General features: G+C 71.1%; 18 protein-coding genes and 1 tRNA gene. 16 read left to right on the top strand and 3 right to left on the bottom strand.

What is annotated here, in order from left to right; genetic code table 11:
• Window positions 1-93: 93 nt before the first annotated feature.
• From ACR3IO_RS00670 to ACR3IO_RS00655, 4 genes are all read left to right on the top strand, one after another.
• Window positions 94-906: an SURF1 family protein gene (locus tag ACR3IO_RS00670; protein ID WP_434069252.1), complete on the top strand. Its 813-nt coding sequence runs from the start codon at window positions 94-96 to the stop codon at window positions 904-906.
• 44 nt (window positions 907-950) lie between these two features.
• Entirely contained in the window at window positions 951-1,448 is a 498-nt protein-coding gene (locus ACR3IO_RS00665) for a DUF3817 domain-containing protein (RefSeq protein WP_434069251.1), read from the top strand.
• A complete protein-coding gene (guaA, locus tag ACR3IO_RS00660; RefSeq protein ID WP_434069250.1) occupies window positions 1,445-3,028 on the top strand; it encodes a glutamine-hydrolyzing GMP synthase in 1,584 nt (527 codons plus the stop codon). Before ACR3IO_RS00665 ends, guaA begins: the two co-directional genes overlap by 4 nt.
• Before the next feature lie 111 nt (window positions 3,029-3,139).
• On the top strand, window positions 3,140-4,084 hold the full coding sequence (locus tag ACR3IO_RS00655; RefSeq protein ID WP_434069249.1) for an L-lactate dehydrogenase: 945 nt from the start codon (window positions 3,140-3,142) through the stop codon (window positions 4,082-4,084).
• Window positions 4,085-4,220: 136 nt separating this feature from the next.
• Here the strand turns inward: ACR3IO_RS00655 and ACR3IO_RS00650 are convergent, their stop codons facing one another.
• The gene (locus ACR3IO_RS00650; RefSeq protein WP_434069248.1) at window positions 4,221-5,030 is read right to left on the bottom strand and encodes a Bax inhibitor-1/YccA family protein; all 810 of its coding nucleotides are present in this window, start codon (window positions 5,028-5,030) and stop codon (window positions 4,221-4,223) included.
• A 157-nt stretch (window positions 5,031-5,187) separates the two neighbouring features.
• Between ACR3IO_RS00650 and ACR3IO_RS00645 the strand changes: the two genes are divergently transcribed.
• Window positions 5,188-6,243 carry a glycerophosphodiester phosphodiesterase family protein gene (locus tag ACR3IO_RS00645; RefSeq protein WP_434069247.1) on the top strand — a complete coding sequence of 352 codons (1,056 nt, stop codon included), beginning with the start codon at window positions 5,188-5,190 and terminating at the stop codon, window positions 6,241-6,243.
• Between the two features lie 94 nt (window positions 6,244-6,337).
• On the opposite strand, the gene acs is transcribed toward ACR3IO_RS00645, so the two are convergent.
• Window positions 6,338-8,290, bottom strand: a complete 1,953-nt coding sequence (acs, locus tag ACR3IO_RS00640) for an acetate--CoA ligase (protein ID WP_434069246.1) — start codon at window positions 8,288-8,290, stop codon at window positions 6,338-6,340.
• Window positions 8,291-8,753: 463 nt separating this feature from the next.
• Between acs and ACR3IO_RS00635 the strand changes: the two genes are divergently transcribed.
• From ACR3IO_RS00635 to ACR3IO_RS00615, 5 genes are all read left to right on the top strand, one after another.
• Complete coding sequence (locus tag ACR3IO_RS00635; protein ID WP_434069245.1) at window positions 8,754-9,899, top strand: TadA family conjugal transfer-associated ATPase; 1,146 nt, start codon at window positions 8,754-8,756, stop codon at window positions 9,897-9,899.
• Window positions 9,900-9,994: 95 nt separating this feature from the next.
• A complete protein-coding gene (locus ACR3IO_RS00630; RefSeq protein ID WP_434069244.1) occupies window positions 9,995-10,957 on the top strand; it encodes a type II secretion system F family protein in 963 nt (320 codons plus the stop codon).
• Between the two features lie 166 nt (window positions 10,958-11,123).
• The gene (locus tag ACR3IO_RS00625; RefSeq protein ID WP_434069821.1) at window positions 11,124-11,300 is read left to right on the top strand and encodes a DUF4244 domain-containing protein; all 177 of its coding nucleotides are present in this window, start codon (window positions 11,124-11,126) and stop codon (window positions 11,298-11,300) included.
• 16 nt (window positions 11,301-11,316) lie between these two features.
• Window positions 11,317-11,625, top strand: coding sequence for a TadE family type IV pilus minor pilin (locus ACR3IO_RS00620; protein ID WP_434069243.1), 309 nt, complete (start codon window positions 11,317-11,319; stop codon window positions 11,623-11,625).
• On the top strand, window positions 11,625-12,050 hold the full coding sequence (locus ACR3IO_RS00615) for an Rv3654c family TadE-like protein (protein WP_434069242.1): 426 nt from the start codon (window positions 11,625-11,627) through the stop codon (window positions 12,048-12,050). Before ACR3IO_RS00620 ends, ACR3IO_RS00615 begins: the two co-directional genes overlap by 1 nt.
• A 29-nt stretch (window positions 12,051-12,079) precedes the next feature.
• Here the strand turns inward: ACR3IO_RS00615 and ACR3IO_RS00610 are convergent, their stop codons facing one another.
• Complete coding sequence (locus ACR3IO_RS00610) at window positions 12,080-12,316, bottom strand: hypothetical protein (protein ID WP_434069241.1); 237 nt, start codon at window positions 12,314-12,316, stop codon at window positions 12,080-12,082.
• 213 nt (window positions 12,317-12,529) lie between these two features.
• Here ACR3IO_RS00610 and topA point away from each other — a divergent pair, with 213 nt between their 5' ends.
• The 6 genes from topA (at window position 12,530) to ACR3IO_RS00580 (ending at window position 19,429) form a co-directional block, all read left to right on the top strand.
• Window positions 12,530-15,382: a type I DNA topoisomerase gene (topA, locus tag ACR3IO_RS00605; protein ID WP_434069240.1), complete on the top strand. Its 2,853-nt coding sequence runs from the start codon at window positions 12,530-12,532 to the stop codon at window positions 15,380-15,382.
• A complete protein-coding gene (tmk, locus tag ACR3IO_RS00600) occupies window positions 15,379-15,999 on the top strand; it encodes a dTMP kinase (RefSeq protein WP_434069239.1) in 621 nt (206 codons plus the stop codon). Before topA ends, tmk begins: the two co-directional genes overlap by 4 nt.
• A gap of 57 nt (window positions 16,000-16,056) precedes the next feature.
• Window positions 16,057-17,256: a DNA polymerase III subunit delta' gene (locus tag ACR3IO_RS00595; protein ID WP_434069238.1), complete on the top strand. Its 1,200-nt coding sequence runs from the start codon at window positions 16,057-16,059 to the stop codon at window positions 17,254-17,256.
• Window positions 17,253-18,830 (top strand): alpha/beta hydrolase, encoded by a 1,578-nt coding sequence (locus ACR3IO_RS00590; RefSeq protein ID WP_434069237.1) that lies wholly within the window; start codon window positions 17,253-17,255, stop codon window positions 18,828-18,830. Before ACR3IO_RS00595 ends, ACR3IO_RS00590 begins: the two co-directional genes overlap by 4 nt.
• Before the next feature lie 79 nt (window positions 18,831-18,909).
• Window positions 18,910-18,985: transfer RNA gene (locus ACR3IO_RS00585), tRNA-Thr, on the top strand.
• 54 nt (window positions 18,986-19,039) lie between these two features.
• Entirely contained in the window at window positions 19,040-19,429 is a 390-nt protein-coding gene (locus ACR3IO_RS00580; RefSeq protein ID WP_434069236.1) for a PPOX class F420-dependent oxidoreductase, read from the top strand.

Below are 19,429 nucleotides of genomic sequence, written 5' to 3'. Positions count from 1 at the left end.
TGCGGCGCCGACTCCGCGACGTAGACTTGACGGCATGCCCGACGCCATCCCCTTCGCCCGCGCGCGAGGCATCGGGGCCTGATGCTGCAGATGATGCTGCGCCCGCGATGGGTGCTCGCGCTGATCCTCGCCCTCGGCGTCGCGACCGGGTTCGCGCTCCTCGGGCAATGGCAGATCGATCGGGCCGTCGAGCAGTCGACGACCGTCGAGCGGCCGACCGAGGACGTGCTCGCGTTCGGCGACCTCGTGAAGCCCGATGAACCGACCGAGCAGCTCGCCACCGCCCAGCGCGTCGAGGTGCACGGCACCTTCGTCCCAGGCGACACCGTGCTCGTCGAGGGCCGGCTCAACGACGGCGTCGCCGGCTACTGGGTGGTCGCCCACCTCGAGGTGACGGATGCCGCGCCGGGCGGCCTGCCCGTCGCCGTCGGCTGGGCTCCCGACCGCGACGCCGCGCAGTCGGCCGCCGACGCCGTCGACGCCGCGGCCGACGGATCCGAGGTCGCGGTCGTCGGCCGCTTCCTGCCGAGCGAGGCGCCCGTCGAGCCCGACGACGAGGGCGATCCGTACGCGATGACGACGGTCGCGGTCGCGCAGCTCATCAACGTCTGGGCCGGGTACGACGACCGGCCCGTCTACTTCGGCTACATCACGACGACGGATGCCGCGGCCGGCCTCGAGCCGATCGCGTCGCCGCCGCCCGAGACCGAGGTCGAGCTCAACTGGCTGAACGTGTTCTACGCGGTCGAGTGGGTCGTCTTCGCGGGCTTCGCGGTCTACCTCTGGTACCGGCTCGTCCGCGACGCGGTCGAACGCGAGCAGCAGGAGGCCGAGGAGGCCGCCGCGGCGCTCGCCGGGGTCCCGGCCGGCTCGTCGCCGCCGTCGGGCGAGCCGCCCCGGGGCTGAGCTCCCGGCTCGCACTCGGATTCGGGCCACGTAGACTGGTGACCATGCCCCTCGAGCCCAAATCCGCCGATCTGCCGCGCATTCGCGGGGCGCTGAAGCTCTACGCCGTCACGTCGGTCATCACCGGCGTCATGCTGCTCCTGCTCTGCGCCGAGATGATCGTCAAGTACGTCTTCCACTACGAGCTCTTCGCGTTCGGCCCGGCCGGATTCCTCACGCTCGCGCCCGTGGTCGACACCCCCACCGGGCTCGTCTCGACGGGCGAGGGGGTCAACCTCTCGACCGGCATCCTCATCGCGCACGGGTGGTTCTACGTGCTCTACCTCTTCAGCGACTTCCGCCTCTGGAGCCTCATGCGCTGGCCGTTCTCGCGGTTCCTGCTCATCGCGCTCGGCGGCATCATCCCGTTCCTCTCGTTCTTCCTCGAGGGCCGCATCGCGCGCCAGGTCAACACCTACCTCGAGCAGCGCGAAGCGCTCGACGCCGCGTCGCAGGCGCCCCAGACCACATCCGACGCCGACACCGTGGAGGCCCAGCCGTGACCGACCAGCCCACCGAGCAGCGTCCCGTCCTCGTCGTCGACTTCGGCGCGCAGTATGCGCAGCTGATCGCACGACGTGTGCGGGAGGCATCCGTCTACTCCGAGATCGTGCCGCACACGATCACGGCCGACGAGGTGCGTGCCCGCAACCCGATCGGCATCGTGCTCTCCGGCGGGCCGTCGTCGGTCTACGAGGAGGGGGCGCCCTCGCTCGACGAGGGCATCCTGAAGCTCGGCGTTCCCACGCTCGGCATCTGCTACGGCTTCCAGGTCATGGCCCAGCAGCTCGGCGGCGAGGTCGCGCACACCGGCCACCGCGAGTACGGCGCGACCGCGGTCACCGCGCGCACCGACGACGAGAACGCGCTGCTCGGCGGACAGCCCGAGGCGCAGATCGTGTGGATGAGCCACGGCGACTCCGTCGCGGTCGCACCCGCGGGCTTCGAGGTGCTCGCCTCGACGGCCACCACGCCCGTCGCGGCGTTCGCCAACGACGAGCAGGGCTTCTACGGCGTGCAGTGGCACCCCGAGGTCAAGCACTCGGAGTTCGGCCAGAAGGTCATCGAGAACTTCCTGCACCGTGCCGCCGGCATCCCCGCCGACTGGAACTCGGGCAACGTCATCGCCGAGCAGGTCGCCCGCATCCGCGAGCAGGTGGGTTCGGCTCGCGTGATCTCCGCCCTGTCGGGCGGCGTCGACTCGGCGGTCTCCACGGCCCTCGTCCAAGAGGCCGTCGGCGACCAGCTCACGGCGGTGTTCGTCGACCACGGCCTGCTCCGGCAGGGCGAGCGCGAGCAGGTGCAGCAGGACTACGTGGCCGCCACGGGCGTGCGCCTCGTCACCATCGACGCGGTCGACACGTTCCTCGACGCACTCGCCGGGGTCACCGATCCCGAGCAGAAGCGCAAGATCATCGGGCGCGAGTTCATCCGCGCGTTCGAGCAGGCCGAGCGCGACCTCATCGCCGAGGCCGCGGCCGATGGCCAGCCCATCAAGTTCCTCGTGCAGGGCACGCTCTACCCCGACGTCGTCGAGTCGGGCGGGGGCACCGGCACCGCGAACATCAAGAGCCACCACAACGTGGGCGGCCTGCCCGAAGACCTGCAGTTCGAGCTCGTCGAGCCGCTGCGTACGCTCTTCAAGGACGAGGTGCGGGCCATCGGCCGCGAGCTCGGCCTCCCTGAGGAGATCGTCGGGCGCCAGCCGTTTCCGGGGCCAGGCCTCGGCATCCGCATCGTGGGCGAGGTCACCCGTGATCGTCTCGATCTGCTCCGCCAGGCCGATGCGATCGCGCGCGAGGAGCTGACGAACGCGGGCCTCGACCAGGAGATCTGGCAGTGCCCCGTCGTGCTCCTCGCCGACGTGCGCTCGGTCGGCGTGCAGGGCGACGGCCGCACCTACGGCCACCCGATCGTGCTGCGTCCCGTGAGCTCCGAAGACGCGATGACCGCCGACTGGACGCGCCTTCCCTACGACGTGCTCGCACGCATCTCGAACCGCATCACCAACGAGGTGGCCGAGGTCAACCGGGTCGTGCTCGACGTCACGTCGAAGCCGCCGGGAACCATCGAGTGGGAGTGATCGCTCCCTGATCGCGAACGAACGGCCGCCCTCGGGCGGCCGTTCGTCGTTCATCCGGCATACCGATCCGCGCTCCTGACATTCGTCGCCGATGACGGCAGGATGGGAAGGGTGAATGTCGTCGAGAATGCCAAGGTCACCGTCGTCGGAGCCGGGAGCGTGGGCACCAGCCTCGCCTACGCCACCCTCATCAGGGGAGCCGCGAGCGAGGTCGCGCTGTACGACATCGCCCGCGAGAAGGTCGAGGCCGAAGTGCTCGACCTTGCGCACGGCACCCAGTTCACCGGGGCGAGCGTGAGCGGTGGTGCCGACCTCGGCGTGGTCGAGGGCTCGCACGTCGTGGTCATCACGGCGGGGGCGAAGCAGCAGCCGGGCCAGACGAGGCTCGACCTCGCAGGCACGAACGTGCGCATCCTCGAGAACCTGCTGCCCGGCCTGCTCGAGCGCGCGCCCGACGCGATCTACGTGCTCGTCACCAACCCGGTCGACGTCATGACGGTCGCGGCGCAGCGCATCTCGGGGCTGCCCGCCAACCGCATCTTCGGCTCCGGAACGGTGCTCGACACCTCGCGGCTGCGCTGGCTGCTCGCGAAGCGCGCGGGCGTCTCGACGTCGAGCGTGCACGCCGCCATCGTCGGCGAGCACGGCGACACCGAGTTCCCGTTGTGGTCGCAGGCGGGCATCGGGCCCGTGCCGATCCTCGACTGGAGGGGCGGCGAGCCGTTCACGCTGCCCGAGCTCGACCAGATCGCCGACGAGGTTCGCAACGCCGCCTACACGGTCATCAAGGGCAAGGGGGCCACGAACTACGCCATCGGACTCGCGGGCGCCCGCATCGTCGAGGCGATCGTGAACGACGAGCGCGCCGTCCTGCCGGTCAGCACGGTGCTGAGTGGCATCCGCGGGCTCGACGGCATCGCCCTGTCGATCCCTTGCATCGTCGGCGGCGAGGGCGCGTTCCCGATCGCCGAGGCGCCCATGTCCGACGACGAGGCGGACCTGCTCGAGGTCTCGGCGCGGGCGATCCGCGACTCGCTCGCCTCGCTCGGGCTCTGATCTCGCAGGTCGGCCACGACCACGACCGAGGGGCGGATGTCGCAGCACGCGGCATCCGCCCCTCGTCGCGTGCTTCGCCGGAGACGACGAAACGGGGCCGCCCGAAGGCGACCCCGTTCGTTCGAGCGAGCCGGCGCTAGTCGCGCGCGATGGCGATGAAGCGGAGGATCTCGAGGTAGAGCCAGATGACGGTGACCATGATGCCGAAGGCGCCGGACCAGCCGTACTTCTTCGGGGCGCGGTTGCGCACGCCCTGCTGGATGGCGTCGAAGTCGAGCACGAGCGAGTAGGCCGCCATGAGGATCACCAGGATGCCGATGACGATGCCCCACGGGATCTGGGTGCCCGGGATGGTCGCGCCGTACAGGCCCCACGGGTCGTTGTTGACGCCGGTCCACATGAGGATCATGTTGATGACCGCGAAGACGAGGTAGCCGACCATCGCGATGAGGAAGACCTTCGTGGCCTTCTTCGACGCGCGGACCTTGCCGCTCGCGAAGAGGGCCAGCGTGACGCCGAAGACGGCGAGCGTGCCGATGATGGCCTGCGCGACGATGCCGGAGTAGGCGCCCTCGTAGATCTGCGAGATGCCGCCGATGAAGATGCCCTGTGCGCCCGCGTACGCGAGGATCAGGGGCGGCGACGGCTCCTTCTTGAAGATGTTGACGAGCGCGAGCACGAAGCCGATGATCGATGCGACCCAGAACAGCGCCGGCATGGCGGGCGTGACGACCCAGCCGATCGAGGCGCCCACGAGCAGCACGGCGAAGGCGCCGACCGTCTTGGCGATGGTGTTCTCGACCGTCATGACCTCGCGGTCGGGCAGCGTCGCGGGCTGGTTGTACATCTCGTGCAGCTGCTGCGCCGAGACGTCTTGCGCGACGGCCTGGGCTCCCTGCGAAGAGAAGGCGGGATTCCGCGAGAAGGCGGGATTGTCGAGAGCCATGGTGTTCCTCTGCTTTCGGCTGTCGTCGGTGCGGGGGAAGGGGTCGGATGCTGCATCCGGTGCAACATCCAATCTATCCGGTGAATTCCGTGACGATGCCGTGAATTCACGCGGATTTCCGCCGTCAGCACCGGTCGCGGCGGTTACGCTGAGGCGCATGCCGGACGAACGCCAGCCGAATCCGCTCGTCATCGGACACCGCGGCGCCTCCGGGTACCGGCCGGAGCACACCCGATCGGCCTACGAACTCGCGTTCGCGCTGGGCGCCGACGCGGTCGAGCCCGACCTCGTGGCCACGCGTGACGGCGTGCTCGTGCTCCGCCACGAGAACGAGATCTCGGGCACGACGGATGTCGCCTCCCGGCCAGAGTTCGCCGGGCGGCGCACCATCCGCGAGATCGACGGGTCGCCGCTCACCGGCTGGTTCACCGAGGACTTCACGTGGGCCGAGCTCGCGACGCTGCGGGCGAGGGAGCGCCTCGGCGCGCTCCGGCACGCGAGCGCGAGCTTCGACGACCGCTACCCGGTGATCCGGTTACGGGACCTGTTCGAGATCATCGACCGAGCGGCGGGGGAGCAGGGGCGGCTCCTGCGGATGGTCGCCGAGTTCAAGCACGCGAGCCACTTCGCCTCGATCGGGCTTCCGCTCGACGAGCTCTTCGCGGCCGAGCTCGGCGCGGCCGGGTGGGGCGCCGGCGACGAGCGGCTCATCATGGAGGCGTTCGAGCCCACCGTGCTCGACGAGCTGGCCGCCCGCGGCATCCGCGGTTCCCGGGTGCTGCTCGTCGAGGGATCGGGTGCGCCCGCGGACCTCGTGCGCACCGACGGCCCGGCTGCGCCGGCATACGACTCGTTCGTGACGGGCACAGGGCTGCGCGCGCTCGCCGGCCGCTTCGACGGCGTGAGCGTGGGCGTGCCCCGCCTGCTCGGGGGGCACGGCGACGCGCGTTCGGGCACTGCCTCCGATCGCCCGCTCGTCGGCGCCGCGCTGGTCGACGCCGCGCACGCGGCGAGGCTCAGCGTCTTCACCTGGACCCTGCGGCCCGAGAACCGGTTTCTGCCGGCGCCGTATCGGCGCGGCAAGGGCAAGGCCTCGTGGGGCGATTGGATCGGCGCGTTCGGAGACGTGCTGGCCACGGGCGTCGACGGCGTCTTCGTCGACCACCCCGACCTCGGGGTCGAGGCCCGCGCCCTGGCCGCCGCCCCTTCCTGAGTCGCGCCCGCCGTGTCGGCGACCGGCCGGGAAACGACGGATGCCGCGGCGGGAAGGCTCCCCGGCCGCGGCATCCGTGATTCGGCGCTGTCGCCTACTTCACCTGGTCGCTGATCGTCTGCATGATCGACGTGTCGGCGAGGGTCGTCGTGTCGCCGATGTCGCGGCCCTCGGCGAGGTCGCGGAGCAGGCGCCGCATGATCTTGCCCGAACGCGTCTTCGGCAGCTCGTTCACGATGAACACCTGCCGAGGCCGTGCGATGGCGCCGATCTGCGTCGCGACGTGCTTGCGCAGCTCGTCGCTCGCCGCCGTGAGGTCGGTGACCCGTTCGGCCTGGCTGGCCTTCAGGATGACGAACGCGACGACCGCCTGACCCGTGGTCTCGTCGGCGGCGCCGACGACGGCGGCCTCGGCGGTCCAGGGGTGTGCGACGAGGGAGGACTCGATCTCGGCGGTCGAGAGCCGGTGCCCTGAGACGTTCATGACGTCGTCGACGCGGCCGAGCAGCCAGATGTCGCCGTCGGCGTCGCGCCGTGCGCCGTCGCCCGCGAAGTACTTGTCGCCGAACTTCTCCCAGTACGTCTCCTTGAAGCGCTCGGGGTCGCCCCAGATGCCGCGGAGCATCGACGGCCAGGGCTCGGTGACCACGAGGAGCCCGCCGTCTTCGCCCTCGACGGGGGAGCCGTCATCGCTCAGGATGTCGATCGAGATGCCGGGGATCGGGACCTGGGCGCTGCCCGGCTTGATGTCGGTGATGCCGGGCAGGGCCGAGATCATGATCGCGCCGGTCTCGGTCTGCCACCACGTGTCGACCACGGGGATGGAGCCGCCGCCGATGACGTGGCGGTACCAGATCCAGGCCTCGGGGTTGATCGGCTCGCCGACCGAGCCCAGCAGGCGCAGCGAGCGCAGGTTGAACTCGTGCGGGATCTGCCGGCCGAGCTTCATGAACGAGCGGATGGCGGTGGGCGCCGTGTAGAGGATCGAGACCTTGTACTGCTCGACGATCTCCCACCAGCGGCCGGGATGCGGGGTGTCGGGCGTGCCCTCGTAGAGCACCTGCGTGGCGCCGTTCGCGAGAGGGCCGTAGACCACGTACGTGTGGCCGGTGATCCAGCCGACGTCGGCCGTGCACCAGTAGACGTCGGTCTCGGGGTGCAGGTCGAACACGTTCTTATGGGTGAAGGCCGCCTGGGTGAGGTATCCGCCGCTCGTGTGCAGGATGCCCTTGGGCTTTCCGGTGGTGCCCGAGGTGTAGAGGATGAACAGCGGGTGCTCGGCCTCGAAGCTCTCGGCCTCGTGCTCGTTCGACGCGGTGCCGACGGTCTCGTGCCACCAGAGGTCGCGCTCGTTCCATGCGATCTCGTTCTCGCCGCGACGCACCACGAGCACGTTCGCGACCGATCCGGAGACCGACTTCGTGATGGCCTCGTCGACGACGGGCTTCAGCGGGAAGACCTTGCCCTTGCGGTAGCCGCCGTCGGCCGTGATGACGAGGGATGCCTCGGCGTCGTCGATGCGCGAGGCGAGGCTGTCGGCGCTGAAGCCGCCGAACACGACGGAGTGGATCGCGCCGATGCGGGCCACGGCCAGCATCGAGACGACGGCCTCGGGGATCATGGGCAGGTAGATGGCGACGCGGTCGCCGGAGCCGACGCCGAGGCCGGTGAGCACGTTCGCGGCGCGCTTGACCTCGTCGGTCAGCTCGGCGTAGGTGATGTCTCGGGAGTCGCCCGGTTCGCCGACCCAGTGCAGGGCGACGCGGTCGCCGTTGCCGGCTTCGACGTGCCGGTCGAGGCAGTTGACGGCGACGTTGAGCTCGCCGTCCTCGAACCACTTGGCGAACGGCGGGTTCGTCCAGTCGAGGGTCTTGGTGAAGGGCTTCTCCCACTGGAGGAGCTCGCGGGACTGGTCGGCCCAGAAGCCGAGCCGGTCGGTCTGGGCGGCCTCGGCGAGGCCGGCATCGGCGATGGCATTGGCGGCGAACTCGGGGCTCGGGCGGAATCGCCTGATCTCCTCGAGCGCGTGATCGATCTGAACGGTCATGGTTCTTCAGTCGCTCCTTCGCGAAATGGATCTTCGTTGGGTCGCCTGCCCCAAGAAGCACCCTACCTCGCACCCGCGATGCGTTTCGTTCGGTGTCGCGGACACCCGAGCGAAGCTCTTCCCCTGTGGAGAACTCACCGTTACTGTGCTTTTGCGCAGAGAAATCTGTATGTCCGCACAAATGAGGACAGAAAGTAGTTGCGAAGGCATCGGAAGGCCGTATGCTGAGTACCGCCCGAACTTCGTTTCGCGGCCTGCAGCACTCGTGATTCCCCCCAATCCTTGTGCTGCCGAGGCGGCACCTGTTCCCCCCAATGGGTGCCGCCCCCTTTCGTTAAGGGCTGCTGTTCACGAACAGCGCTGAAAGATCGAGTCCTCCTCCACAACGGTGTGGGGGAGGCTCTTTCCATTTCAGCGGTCCAACGGATGCCGCGGGCCGTCGGCCGTCCGTACCGTCGACGTCATGTCCGCCCCCTTCGTCGCCTCGCCCTCGTGGCTGGCACCCCGCCGCGACCCGGCGTGGTCCGCCGTGCCGTCGGCGTTCGCCCCGCCCGCCGCACCGGTGCGCCCGGATGCGGACCTCGCCGACGACGGCCCAGCCGCCGTCGAACCCGACCTCGACGCGTCCGGTGCCGGTGCTGCCGGCACGGGCGGAGCGCACGCCGACGCCCATGACCTCGAGGCACTGGGCCCGCTCGCGCCCTATGCGGCATCCGGCCGCGTCACCGACCTCTTCGTGAACGGGGCGACCGGGCTCTGGGTCGACCGCGGCCACGGCGCCGAACGCCAGCACGCCTGGACGGCCGACGAGGCGGCCGTGCGTGCGCTCGCGGTACGGCTCATCGCCAGGGGCGGGCGCCACATCGACGAGGCGACGCCTGCGGTCGACGTCAGGCTCGGTCGCGGCATCCGCGTGCACGCCGTGCTGCCGCCGCTCTCGACGGCCGGCACCGTCATGTCCATCCGCATCCCGCGCCCGGGGGGCTTCACGCTCTCGTCCCTCGCGCACGACGGCGCGATCACCGCAGACGAGGAGCGGCTGCTCCGCGACGCCGTCGTGCAGCGCAAGAACCTCCTCGTCACCGGGGCGGGCGGCACGGGCAAGACGACCCTGCTGGCCGCGCTGCTCGCGGAGGCGCCCTCGCACGAACGCATCCTCGTCATCGAGGACGTCGCAGAGCTCCAGGTCGCGCACCCGCACGTGGTGAGCCTCGAGGCGCGCCAGGCGAACATCGAGGGCACGGGGCGCATCGGACTCGACACGCTCCTGCGCGAGGCGCTCCGCATGCGACCCGACCGGCTCGTGGTCGGCGAGTGCCGCGGGGCCGAGCTTCGAGAACTCCTCTCGGCGCTGAACACCGGCCACGACGGCGGGGCCGGAACCCTGCACGCCAACTCCCTCGCGGATGTCGCGGCGCGACTCGAGGCGCTCGGCTCGGTCGCCGGCATGTCGCCCGCGGCCGTCGCACGTCAGGCCGTGAGCGCCTTCGACCTCGTCGTGCACCTCGAACGCCTCGACGGACGGCGCCGCCTCTCCGGCATCGGACGGTTCCGCCTGGCGGGCGACGCGCTCGCCGTCGAGGCGCTGGGTCAGGGGGAGTGGCGATGACCGGCGCGGTCGATGCTCCACGACCCGGGGCTCCGGGTTCGACGTGGGTCCCAGCCGGTGTCCGCCTCGCTCGACGGCTGCGCGAGCGGGTCCCGATGCTCCGCGCACGAGTCGATGACGCCGCCGAGGTCGACGAGGTCGCGGCCGTGGTCGAGCGCCTGGCGGTGCTGCTCTCCGCCGGGGTTCCCGCCTCGACCGCGTGGCGCTACCTGTCGGAGGCGAGCGACGCGCCGGTCCTCGACGCCGCCGCGACCGCGGCCGAGCACGGGACCTCGGTCGCGCTCGCCGTCGATGCGGCGACGAGTCCGTCGATCGCGCCTGGGCGACGGCGCGTCGAGCATCCGGGCGATCGAGTGCGGGGATGGGCCGTGCTGGCGGCTGCATGGTCGGTTGCGAGCGAGTCTGGCGCGCCCCTGAGCGCGACGCTTCGCGAACTCGGCTCATCGCTCCGTGACGAGGCGCACCTGCGACGCGAGATCCGCACGTCCCTCTCCGCTCCGGCAGCCAGCGCGCGCCTGGTGCTCGCGTTGCCCCTCGTCGCACTCGCCTTCGGGTCGGTGCTCGGCTTCGACACGGCCGGCGTGCTGCTCGGCAACCCGATCGGCGTGCTGTGCCTCCTGCTCGGCCTCGCATTCCTCGCCATTGCCCGGAGGTGGAGCGCGTCGCTCGCCCGGCGGGCCGCCGCGTTCGACGACGACGCCGGGCTGGAGCTCGAGCTGCTCGCCATCGCCATGGCGGGCGGGGCCTCCGTCGAGCGCGCGCGGGCGTGCGTCGCCTCGGCGCTCGCGGCGCACCGCATCCCGCCGGCGTCCGGAGCCGCGGTCGCCGAGACCATCTCGCTCGCCGAACGCGCCGGTGCGCCGCTCGTCGACCTGCTCCGCGCCGAGGCCCGTCGGCATCGGCGCATCGCGCGCACCGAGGCCGCCACGAGGGGCGCTGCGCTCGGGGTGCGCCTCATGCTCCCGCTCGGGGCCTGCGTGCTCCCCGCGTTCGTGCTGCTCGGGGTCGCCCCGCTGCTCATCTCCGTCGTCACGGGCACCCTCGGCGGTGCCGCATGAACGACGCCCGATCGTGCCACCCCCTCGCCGGCGAGCCGGCCCCAACGGAAGGAACCGCTCCATGTCCACCACCGCCCACCACCGCGCCCCCGACGACGACGCACCAGCAGGAGCCCTCATCGCCGACCCTGCCTCAACCGACCCGAGCCCGACCGAGCGTCCTCGCCTGCTCGAACGCGCGCGATCGCGGCTCCGCGCCGAGCGAGGCGCGGCCACGGCCGAGTACGCGGTCGCCACGATGGCCGCGGTCGGATTCGCCGGACTCCTCGTCGTCATCCTCCGCGGCGACGAGGTCCGCGGCATCCTCACCGACCTCGTGCGCAACGCGCTCACCGTCGGCTGAGCGCGAGCGCGGCAGCGTGACGGCGGAGTTCGCCGTCGCGCTGCCCGCGATCATGCTCGTGCTCGCGATCTGCCTCGCCGCGGTGCACCTGGTCGCCCTCGACGTGCGGTTGACGGATGCCGCCGCGGCCGCCGCACGATCGCTCGGCCGCGGCGAGTCGGTGGGCGAGGCGTCGGCCATCGCGGGCCGCATCGCCGCGCCCACCTCCTTCGAGACCGTCGACGACGGCACCTTCGTGTGCGTCACCCTCGGCGCCTCGGGCGGGGGACTGCTCGCGGCCCTGCCGCTGCGGAGCGAGTCGTGCGCGATGTCGGGAGGCCGCTAGTGGCGAGGGGCCGCGCCCGGGCGGCGATGTGCGCCCGCGCGACCGACCGCGCCACCGCTCACGCGTCCGCCGCGCGCCGTTCGGCCGACGGTGGCGCGGCGAGCGTCGTCGCCGTCGGCATCCTCGGGGCGGTCGTCGTGCTCGCGACGCTCTCGCTCGGCGTCGTCGCGACGTACGTCGACGTCCGCCGCGCGGCGGCCGCGGCCGATGCGTCGGCGCTCGCCGCAGCGGACGCGGCGTCGGGTGCGCTCGTGGGAACGCCGTGCGACCTCGCGGCCACGCTCGCGGTGCGCAACGGCGCACGGCTGGTGTCGTGCACGGTCGACGGCGCGATCAGCAGCGTCGTGGTCGCCGTCTCCGGTCGGGTGCCGGGCGTCGAGCCCGTGGCATCCGCCCGCGCCGGACCGCCCGGGAGCGACCGATGAACCCGCGCGTCAGTCGAGCCGGCGTCGACTCACTCGAAGACGGTCTCGAGGAATCGGTACTCAACCGCCGTGGGGCGGTCGTCGTCGTCGGCGGCGAACTCGAGACCGGCGCCCCGCCCGTAGACGTAGTGCTTGCCCTGCTCGACGTTGAGCTCGAGTCTCGGTCTGGGGTCGCCCGAGTCGAGGAAGGCGGTCGCGACCGTCTTGCCCTCGAGCGGCCCGTCGATCAGCTTCGCGGTGTAGGTGCTCGTGGAAGAGGTGTCCATGGTCTCGATTGTCCTCCGCTCCGGGCGGAACGCAAGGGTTCGAGCGGGCGTTCCCGCGGATCATCCGGCCCTGCTGGACGGCCCTCGAATCGGTGCGCTCACGGTCAGTATGTGTATGGTGTGGCTTGTCGGGGCGCATTCGTTCTCCCGGCGGCACACCGCTCGGGGGCGCGGTCCGCGTGCGATCTCCATCACGGAATACAGAGGAGTCTGGTGTCAGGCGCGAAGAAACTGGTCATCGTCGAGTCGCCGACCAAGATGAAGTCGATCGCCCAATACCTGGGCGACGGCTACGAGGTGCTCTCGTCGGTCGGTCACATCCGCGACCTCATCGAGCCCAAGAACCTCCCGCCCGAACTGAAGAAGGGCGGCCTCGGCAAGTTCTCGGTCGACGTCGACAACGGCTTCGAGCCGTACTACGTCGTCTCGGACTCCAAGAAGAAGACCGTCGCCGAACTCAAGCGCGCACTCAAGAACGCCGACGAACTCCTGCTCGCAACCGATGAGGACCGCGAGGGCGAGGCCATCGCCTGGCACCTCCTGCAGGAGCTGAAGCCGAAGGTGCCCGTGCGCCGCATGGTCTTCCACGAGATCACGAAGGACGCGATCCAGCGCGCCAAGGACAACACGCGCGAGCTCGACACGGCGCTCGTCGACGCCCAGGAGACGCGCCGCATCCTCGACCGGCTGTACGGCTACGAGGTGTCGCCGGTGCTCTGGCGCAAGGTCGGCCCCGGCCTCTCCGCCGGTCGTGTGCAGTCCGCCGCCACGCGGCTCGTCGTCGACCGCGAGCGCGAGCGCCTCGCATTCGTCTCGGCCGAGTACTGGGACCTCATCGGACGGTTCGCGCCCGAATCCGCCGCGGCATCCGCCTTCGACGCCAAGCTCGTGCGCCTCGGCGGCCAGCGCATCGCCGCCGGCCGCGACTTCGACGACCTCGGCCGGCTCAAGGGCAGCGCCGCCGTGCTCGACGAGGCGACCGCCCAGGCGCTCGCCGAGGCGCTCCGCGCGCCGGGAGTGCGCCGCACGGTCTCGAAGATCGAGCAGAAGCCGTGGACGCGCCGCCCCCCGGCCCCATTCACCACGTCGACCCTCCAGCAGGAGGCCGGCCGCAAGCTGCGGCTCTCGGCCCGCGACACGATGCGCGTCGCGCAGTCGCTGTACGAGAACGGCTACATCACCTATATGCGCACCGACTCGGTCTCGCTCTCGAAGCAGGCGATCGATGCTGCACGGGCCCAGGCGACCGCACTGTACGGCGCCGACTCGATCCCGGCCGCGCCCCGCGTCTACACGGGCAAGTCCAAGAACGCGCAGGAGGCCCACGAGGCCATCCGCCCCTCCGGCGAGGTGTTCCGCACGCCGTCGGAGCTCGCGAGCGTGCTCCGCGGCAGCGAGTTCAAGCTCTACGACCTCATCTGGAAGCGCACGGTCGCCTCGCAGATGGCCGATGCCAAGGGGCAGACGGCGACCGTGACCATCGAGGTCGGACCGACCGCGACCGACGCCGCGTCGCCCGAGGCCGCGACCGCCGCGATCGGCGGCACGATCGCCGAGTTCACGGCGAGCGGCACCGTCATCACCTTCCCGGGCTTCCGTTCCGCCTATGAAGAGGGGCGCGACGAGGAGCGCAACGCCGAGGACGCCTCTGGCGAGGCCAAGCTGCCCCCGTTGAAGGAGGGCCAGGAGATCGGCCTCGAGCACGTCGAGGCCAAGGGGCACGAGACCAGCCCGCTCCCGCGCTACACCGAGGCGAGCCTCGTGAAGCGACTCGAGGAGCTCGGCATCGGTCGCCCGTCGACCTTCGCGTCGATCATCTCGACGATCATCGACCGCGGGTACGTCACGCAGCGCGGCCAGGCCCTCGTGCCCAGCTGGATCGCGTTCTCGGTCGTGCGCCTGCTCGAGGAGCACTTCGCCGACCTCGTCGAATACGACTTCACCGCCGAGATGGAGGACGACCTCGACCGCATCGCCTCGGGCGAGGCCGACCGCGTCGACTGGCTGAACGGGTTCTACTTCGGCAACGACACGCACCGCGGGCTCCGTCAGGTGGTCGACAACCTCGGCGACATCGACGCACGCGAGATCAACTCGATCCCGATCTCCGAGGGCATCACGCTCCGCATCGGCAAGTACGGTCCGTACCTCGAGACCGTCGACCCCGAAGCCGCAGCCGACGCACCGCCTCGACGCGTCAACCTGCCGCTCGACCTCGCTCCCGACGAGCTCACGCCAGCCAAGGCGCAGGAGCTCATCGACGCGCCGGTGCAGACCGACCGCGTGCTCGGCGCCAACCCCGAGAACGGCAAGCAGGTCGTCGTGAAGGACGGCCGCTTCGGCCCCTACGTCACCGAGCTCGAGCCCGAGACGTCGGATGCCGCGACCGTCGACCCGGCGACCGGCGAGGTCGTCGAGGCGCCCAAGCCGAAGCGGGGCGCCAAGAAGCCCGTCGCGGTCAAGCCCCGTACGGCGTCGCTGTTCAAGAGCATGCAGATCGAGGAGATCGACCTCGACACCGCGCTGAAGCTCCTCGACCTGCCGCGCGTCGTCGGTCTCGACCCCGAGTCGGGCGAGGAGATCACCGCGCAGAACGGCCGGTACGGACCGTACCTGAAGAAGGCGGCCGAGACCCGGACCCTGCCGAGCGAGGACGCGATCTTCGACATCGACCTCTCCGGGGCACTCGAACTGCTGGCCCAGCCGAAGTACGGGGCCCGTCGTGCGTCGAGCGCGCTCAAGGAGTTCGCCGAGGACCCGGTCAGCGGCAAGCCGATCAAGGTCAAGGACGGCCGCTTCGGACCGTACGTGACCGACGGCACGACGAACGCCACGATCCCGCGGGCCGAGTCGGTCGAGGAGATCACCTTCGAGCGCGCGGTCGAGCTCCTGCAGATCAAGCGCGACAAGGGCCCCGCCGCGCCGCGTGCGAAGAAGGCGCCGGCGGCGAAGAAGCCTGCCGCGAAGAAGCCCGCGGCGAAGACCACGGCGGCGGCGAAGACCACCACGACGGCCGCGAAGCGGCCCGCAGCCAGGAAGACGACGACGAAGCCGAGCGAGGCGTGAGCCGCGGCGTCTTCATCACCCTCGAAGGCGGTGACGGCACCGGCAAGACCACCCAGTCCGAACTGCTGGAGTCCTGGCTGACTGGGCAGGGGCGTGCCGTCGTGCGCACCCGGGAGCCCGGCGGCACGGAGGTCGGCGTCGAGGTGCGCGAGATCGTGCTGCACCACCGGGGCGACATCGCCCCGCGCGCCGAGGCGCTGCTCTACGCGGCCGATCGCGCGCACCACGTGGCCACCCTCGTGCGCCCGGCCCTCGAGCGCGGCGACGTGGTCATCCAGGATCGCTACGTCGACTCGTCGGTGGCATACCAGGGCGCCGGGCGTGTGCTCGATCCCGAGGCCGTCCGCGGCCTCTCCGAGTGGGCGACCGAGGGCCTGCAGCCCGACCTCACCGTGCTGCTCGACCTCGACGCGACGTCGGCGCGCGCCAGGCTCGACGGCGCGCGCACCCGGTACGACCGGCTCGAGGCCGAGGCCTCCGAGTTCCACGACCGGGTCCGGGCGGCCTTCCTCGCGCTCGCCGCAGCCGAACCCGGGCGCTTCCTCGTCGTCGACGCGTCGCAGCCCGTCGAGGCGATCGCCGAGGTCATCCGCTCGCGCGTCGCCGCGCTGCTCTGACGTGCGCGCGTCGCCCGCGACGGCTCCGCTGTCGGCGTCGGAAGGTAGCGTGGAGCCGTGAGCGTGTGGAGTGAGTTGACCGGGCAGGATGCCGCGATCGCGGTGTTCCGCGCGGCCGCCGAGACGGCGGGCGGCGTGACCCCCGAGGCATCCGCGAGCCGAGTCGGCGGGTCGCAGCAGATGACGCACTCCTGGCTCGTCACCGGGCCCCCCGGTTCGGGGCGGTCCAACCTGGCGTACGCGTTCGCCGTCGCGCTCATCTCGGGGCGGCCCGACGGCGACGAGCAGACGCGCATCCAGGTGCAGGCGCGCAGCCACCCCGACCTGCACGTGCTCGCCACCGAGGGCGTCATCATCAAGCGCGACGACGTGCGCGAGATCGTCAAGCGCTCCCACTACGCGCCCTCGATCGGCCGTCATCGGGTCATCATCGTCGAAGACGCCGACCGCATGACCGAGCAGACCTCCAACTTCCTCCTGAAGGAGCTGGAGGAGCCGCCCGAGCGCACCGTCTGGATCCTGTGCGCGCCGAGCGAGGCCGACCTCATCCCGACCATCCGGTCGCGCGTCCGCTCGGTGCGGCTGCTCATGCCGAGCGTGGCCGACGTCGCCGACCTCCTCGTGCGACGCGACGGCATCGACCCCGAGCTCGCCGAGCGGTGCGCACGCGAGGCGCAGAGCCACATCGGCATGGCCCACCGGCTCGCCACGAGCGACGAGGCGCGCCAGCGACGCGCCGAGACGCTGCGGCTCGCCCTCGAGGTGCGGTCGGCGGCCACGGCGGTGTCGACCGCCGCGCGGTACCTCGAGATCGCGGGCGACGACGCGAAGGCGATCACCGCCCTCCGCGACGCCGAGGAGCGCGAGCACGCACTGCACTCGCTCGGCATCGCACCCGGGCAGGCCGTGCCCTCGGCCCTTCGCCCGCAGATCAAGGCGCTCGAAGACGACCAGAAGCGGCGCGCCACGAGAAGCCTCCGAGACGGCATCGACCGCATCCTCGTCGACCTGTCGACGCTCTACCGCGACGTGCTGCTCCTCCAGCTCGACGCGCAGGTCGAGCTCGTCAACCGCGAGCTCTTCGACGCCCTGCGCCGCGCCGCGGCATCCGCGACACCCGCGAAGACCCTCGCGACGCTCGATGCGATCCAGGAGGCGCGCGAGCGAATCGAGGGCAACGTCGCACCCGCACTCGCGCTCGAGGCCATGCTGGTCTCGGCGATCCGACGACCCGACACCGAACGAGGGGCCGCATGACCGAGCCAACCCGCCGCACGCCAGCTCGAGACCGGTCGCGAGGCCGGATGCCGCGTGGCGCGCGAGTGGCCGCCCTCGCCGCATCGCTCGCGGCGCTGCTCGCGCTCACGGCGTGCGTGCCGTCGTTCCTGAAGCCGGCGAAGTCGGAGTCGACGCCGACCGGCGAGCAGGTCGAGGCGGAGCTCGAGCCGTTCTACGCGCAGACCCTCAGCTGGGAGGGCTGCGGCGATTCCCTCGACTGCGCCACGGCGACCGCACCGCTCGACTGGAACGACCCCGCTGCCGGAGAGGTCGACCTCGCGCTCGTGCGGCACCGGGCCACCGGTGAACGTCTCGGGTCGCTGCTCGTCAATCCCGGCGGCCCCGGTGGCTCCGGCTACGACTTCATCGCCGACTCGCTCGACTACGCCGTCGGCGAGCCTCTGCAGCAGCACTACGACGTGATCGGGTTCGACCCCCGCGGCGTCGGCAGGTCGTCCGCGGTCGCCTGCTACGAGCCCGCCGAGATGGACGACTTCCTCTTCGGCATCGTGCCCGGCGAGCGCGGCAGCGATGAGTGGATCCAGAACACCCTGCAGGTCAAGACGGACTTCGGCGCCGCCTGCGGCGAGAACACGGGCGACCTGCTCGGCGAGGTCGACACGAAGAGTGCCGCGCGCGACCTCGACATGCTCCGGGCCGCACTCGGCGACGACAAGCTCAACTACCTCGGCTACTCGTACGGCACCTTCCTCGGCGCCACCTACGCGGGCCTGTTCCCCGATCGCGTCGGTCGCCTCGTGCTCGACGGGGCGATCGATCCGCAGGCGAACGAAGAAGACGTCTCCCGCGAGCAGGCCAAGGGCTTCGAGTCCGCGCTCCGCGCCTACCTCGCCGACTGCCTCGCCGGCACCGACTGCCCGTTCACGGGCACCGTCGACGCGTCGATGGACGAGATCAGCCGGCTCCTGGCATCCGTCGATGCGAGCCCGATGCGCGGCACCGACGGGCGCGAGGTCGGCGCCGACACGCTCGTGACGGCGATCGTCTACCCGCTCTACAGTGCCGACTCGTGGCCGTACCTCAGCCAGATGTTCGACGCCGTGATGCTCGGCGACGCCGACGCGGCGCTCGCATTCGCCGACGGATACTACGGGCGCAACGAGGACGGCACGTACAACGACAACTCGACCGAGTCGTTCCTCGCGATCAACTGCCTCGACTACAGCTACCAGTCCGACGTCGCGGTGATGCGCGAGAAGGCGGCGGGCATCGCCGCCGCCGCACCCGTCATCGGCCCGTACTTCTCGTATGGCGACCTCGGCTGCATCCAGTGGCCCGTCGCATCCACGGCCGAGCGCACGGCGATCCACGCCGAGGGCGCGGCGCCGATCGTGGTCATCGGCACGACCAACGACCCCGCGACGCCGTACACGTGGGCCGTCTCGCTCGCCGACCAGCTCGACAGCGGCGTGCTCCTGACGTACGAGGGCGAGGGTCACACCGCGTACAACAAGTCGAACGAGTGCGTCGACGGCGCCGTCGAGGAGTACTTCGTCAACGGCACCGTGCCCGCCGACGACACCACGTGCTGAGGGTGGTCAACGGGGCCTCGAAGATCCGGTAACATGGTCTCTCGTGCCGGTCGGTGCTTTCGAGCGCTGGTCATCACTGGCCGCCTTAGCTCAGTCGGCAGAGCGTCTCACTCGTAATGAGAAGGTCGTGGGTTCGATTCCCACAGGCGGCTCCACTTGAAGGCCCGGACGTAGTCCGGGCCTTCGGCATTTCTGCGAACGGAGCGAGCATGGCGACACCCGGTTCCATCGTGGCGGGCAAGTACGTGGCGCTCACGACCTTCCGCAAGGACGGAACCCCCGTGTCGACGCCCGTCTGGTTCGCCCTCGACGGCCCGCGCATCGTCGTGCAGACCCCCGCCGGCACGGGCAAGCTGAAGCGCCTCCGCCGCGACGACCGCGTGCTCGTCGCTCCCTGCGACTTCCGCGGGAGGGTGCGCGCCGGTGCGCCCGAGTCCGCCGGCACGGCCGAGATCGTCACGGACACCGCCGAAGCCGAGCGGCTGCAGGGCCTGCTGCGTCGCCGCTACGGCCTCCTCTACTCGATCGCGAGCGCGATCATCACGCCTCGCGGAAAGGACCGCGCCCCCGACGTGCTGCTGCGCATCGCGCTTGGCTGA

This window comes from Agromyces sp. Marseille-Q5079 (genome assembly GCF_051016555.1).
In the GTDB taxonomy this organism is placed as follows: Bacteria; Actinomycetota; Actinomycetes; order Actinomycetales; family Microbacteriaceae; genus Agromyces.
The sequence above is the reverse complement of the archived record's forward strand: the minus strand, read 5'-3'. Positions and strand labels throughout refer to the sequence as shown.

Excerpts from the sequence above, each read along its gene's own strand:
- ACR3IO_RS00670 (WP_434069252.1), top strand. The coding sequence starts at position 94 with ATGCTGCGCCCGCGATGGGTGCTCGCGCTGATCCTCGCCCTCGGCGTC.
- ACR3IO_RS00665 (WP_434069251.1), top strand. The coding sequence starts at position 951 with ATGCCCCTCGAGCCCAAATCCGCCGATCTGCCGCGCATTCGCGGGGCG.
- ACR3IO_RS00650 (WP_434069248.1), bottom strand. The coding sequence starts at position 5,030 with ATGGCTCTCGACAATCCCGCCTTCTCGCGGAATCCCGCCTTCTCTTCG.
- ACR3IO_RS00645 (WP_434069247.1), top strand. The coding sequence starts at position 5,188 with ATGCCGGACGAACGCCAGCCGAATCCGCTCGTCATCGGACACCGCGGC.
- acs (WP_434069246.1), bottom strand. The coding sequence starts at position 8,290 with ATGACCGTTCAGATCGATCACGCGCTCGAGGAGATCAGGCGATTCCGC.
- ACR3IO_RS00635 (WP_434069245.1), top strand. The coding sequence starts at position 8,754 with ATGTCCGCCCCCTTCGTCGCCTCGCCCTCGTGGCTGGCACCCCGCCGC.
- ACR3IO_RS00630 (WP_434069244.1), top strand. The coding sequence starts at position 9,995 with ATGCTCCGCGCACGAGTCGATGACGCCGCCGAGGTCGACGAGGTCGCG.
- ACR3IO_RS00610 (WP_434069241.1), bottom strand. The coding sequence starts at position 12,316 with ATGGACACCTCTTCCACGAGCACCTACACCGCGAAGCTGATCGACGGG.
- ACR3IO_RS00590 (WP_434069237.1), top strand. The coding sequence starts at position 17,253 with ATGACCGAGCCAACCCGCCGCACGCCAGCTCGAGACCGGTCGCGAGGC.
- ACR3IO_RS00580 (WP_434069236.1), top strand. The coding sequence starts at position 19,040 with ATGGCGACACCCGGTTCCATCGTGGCGGGCAAGTACGTGGCGCTCACG.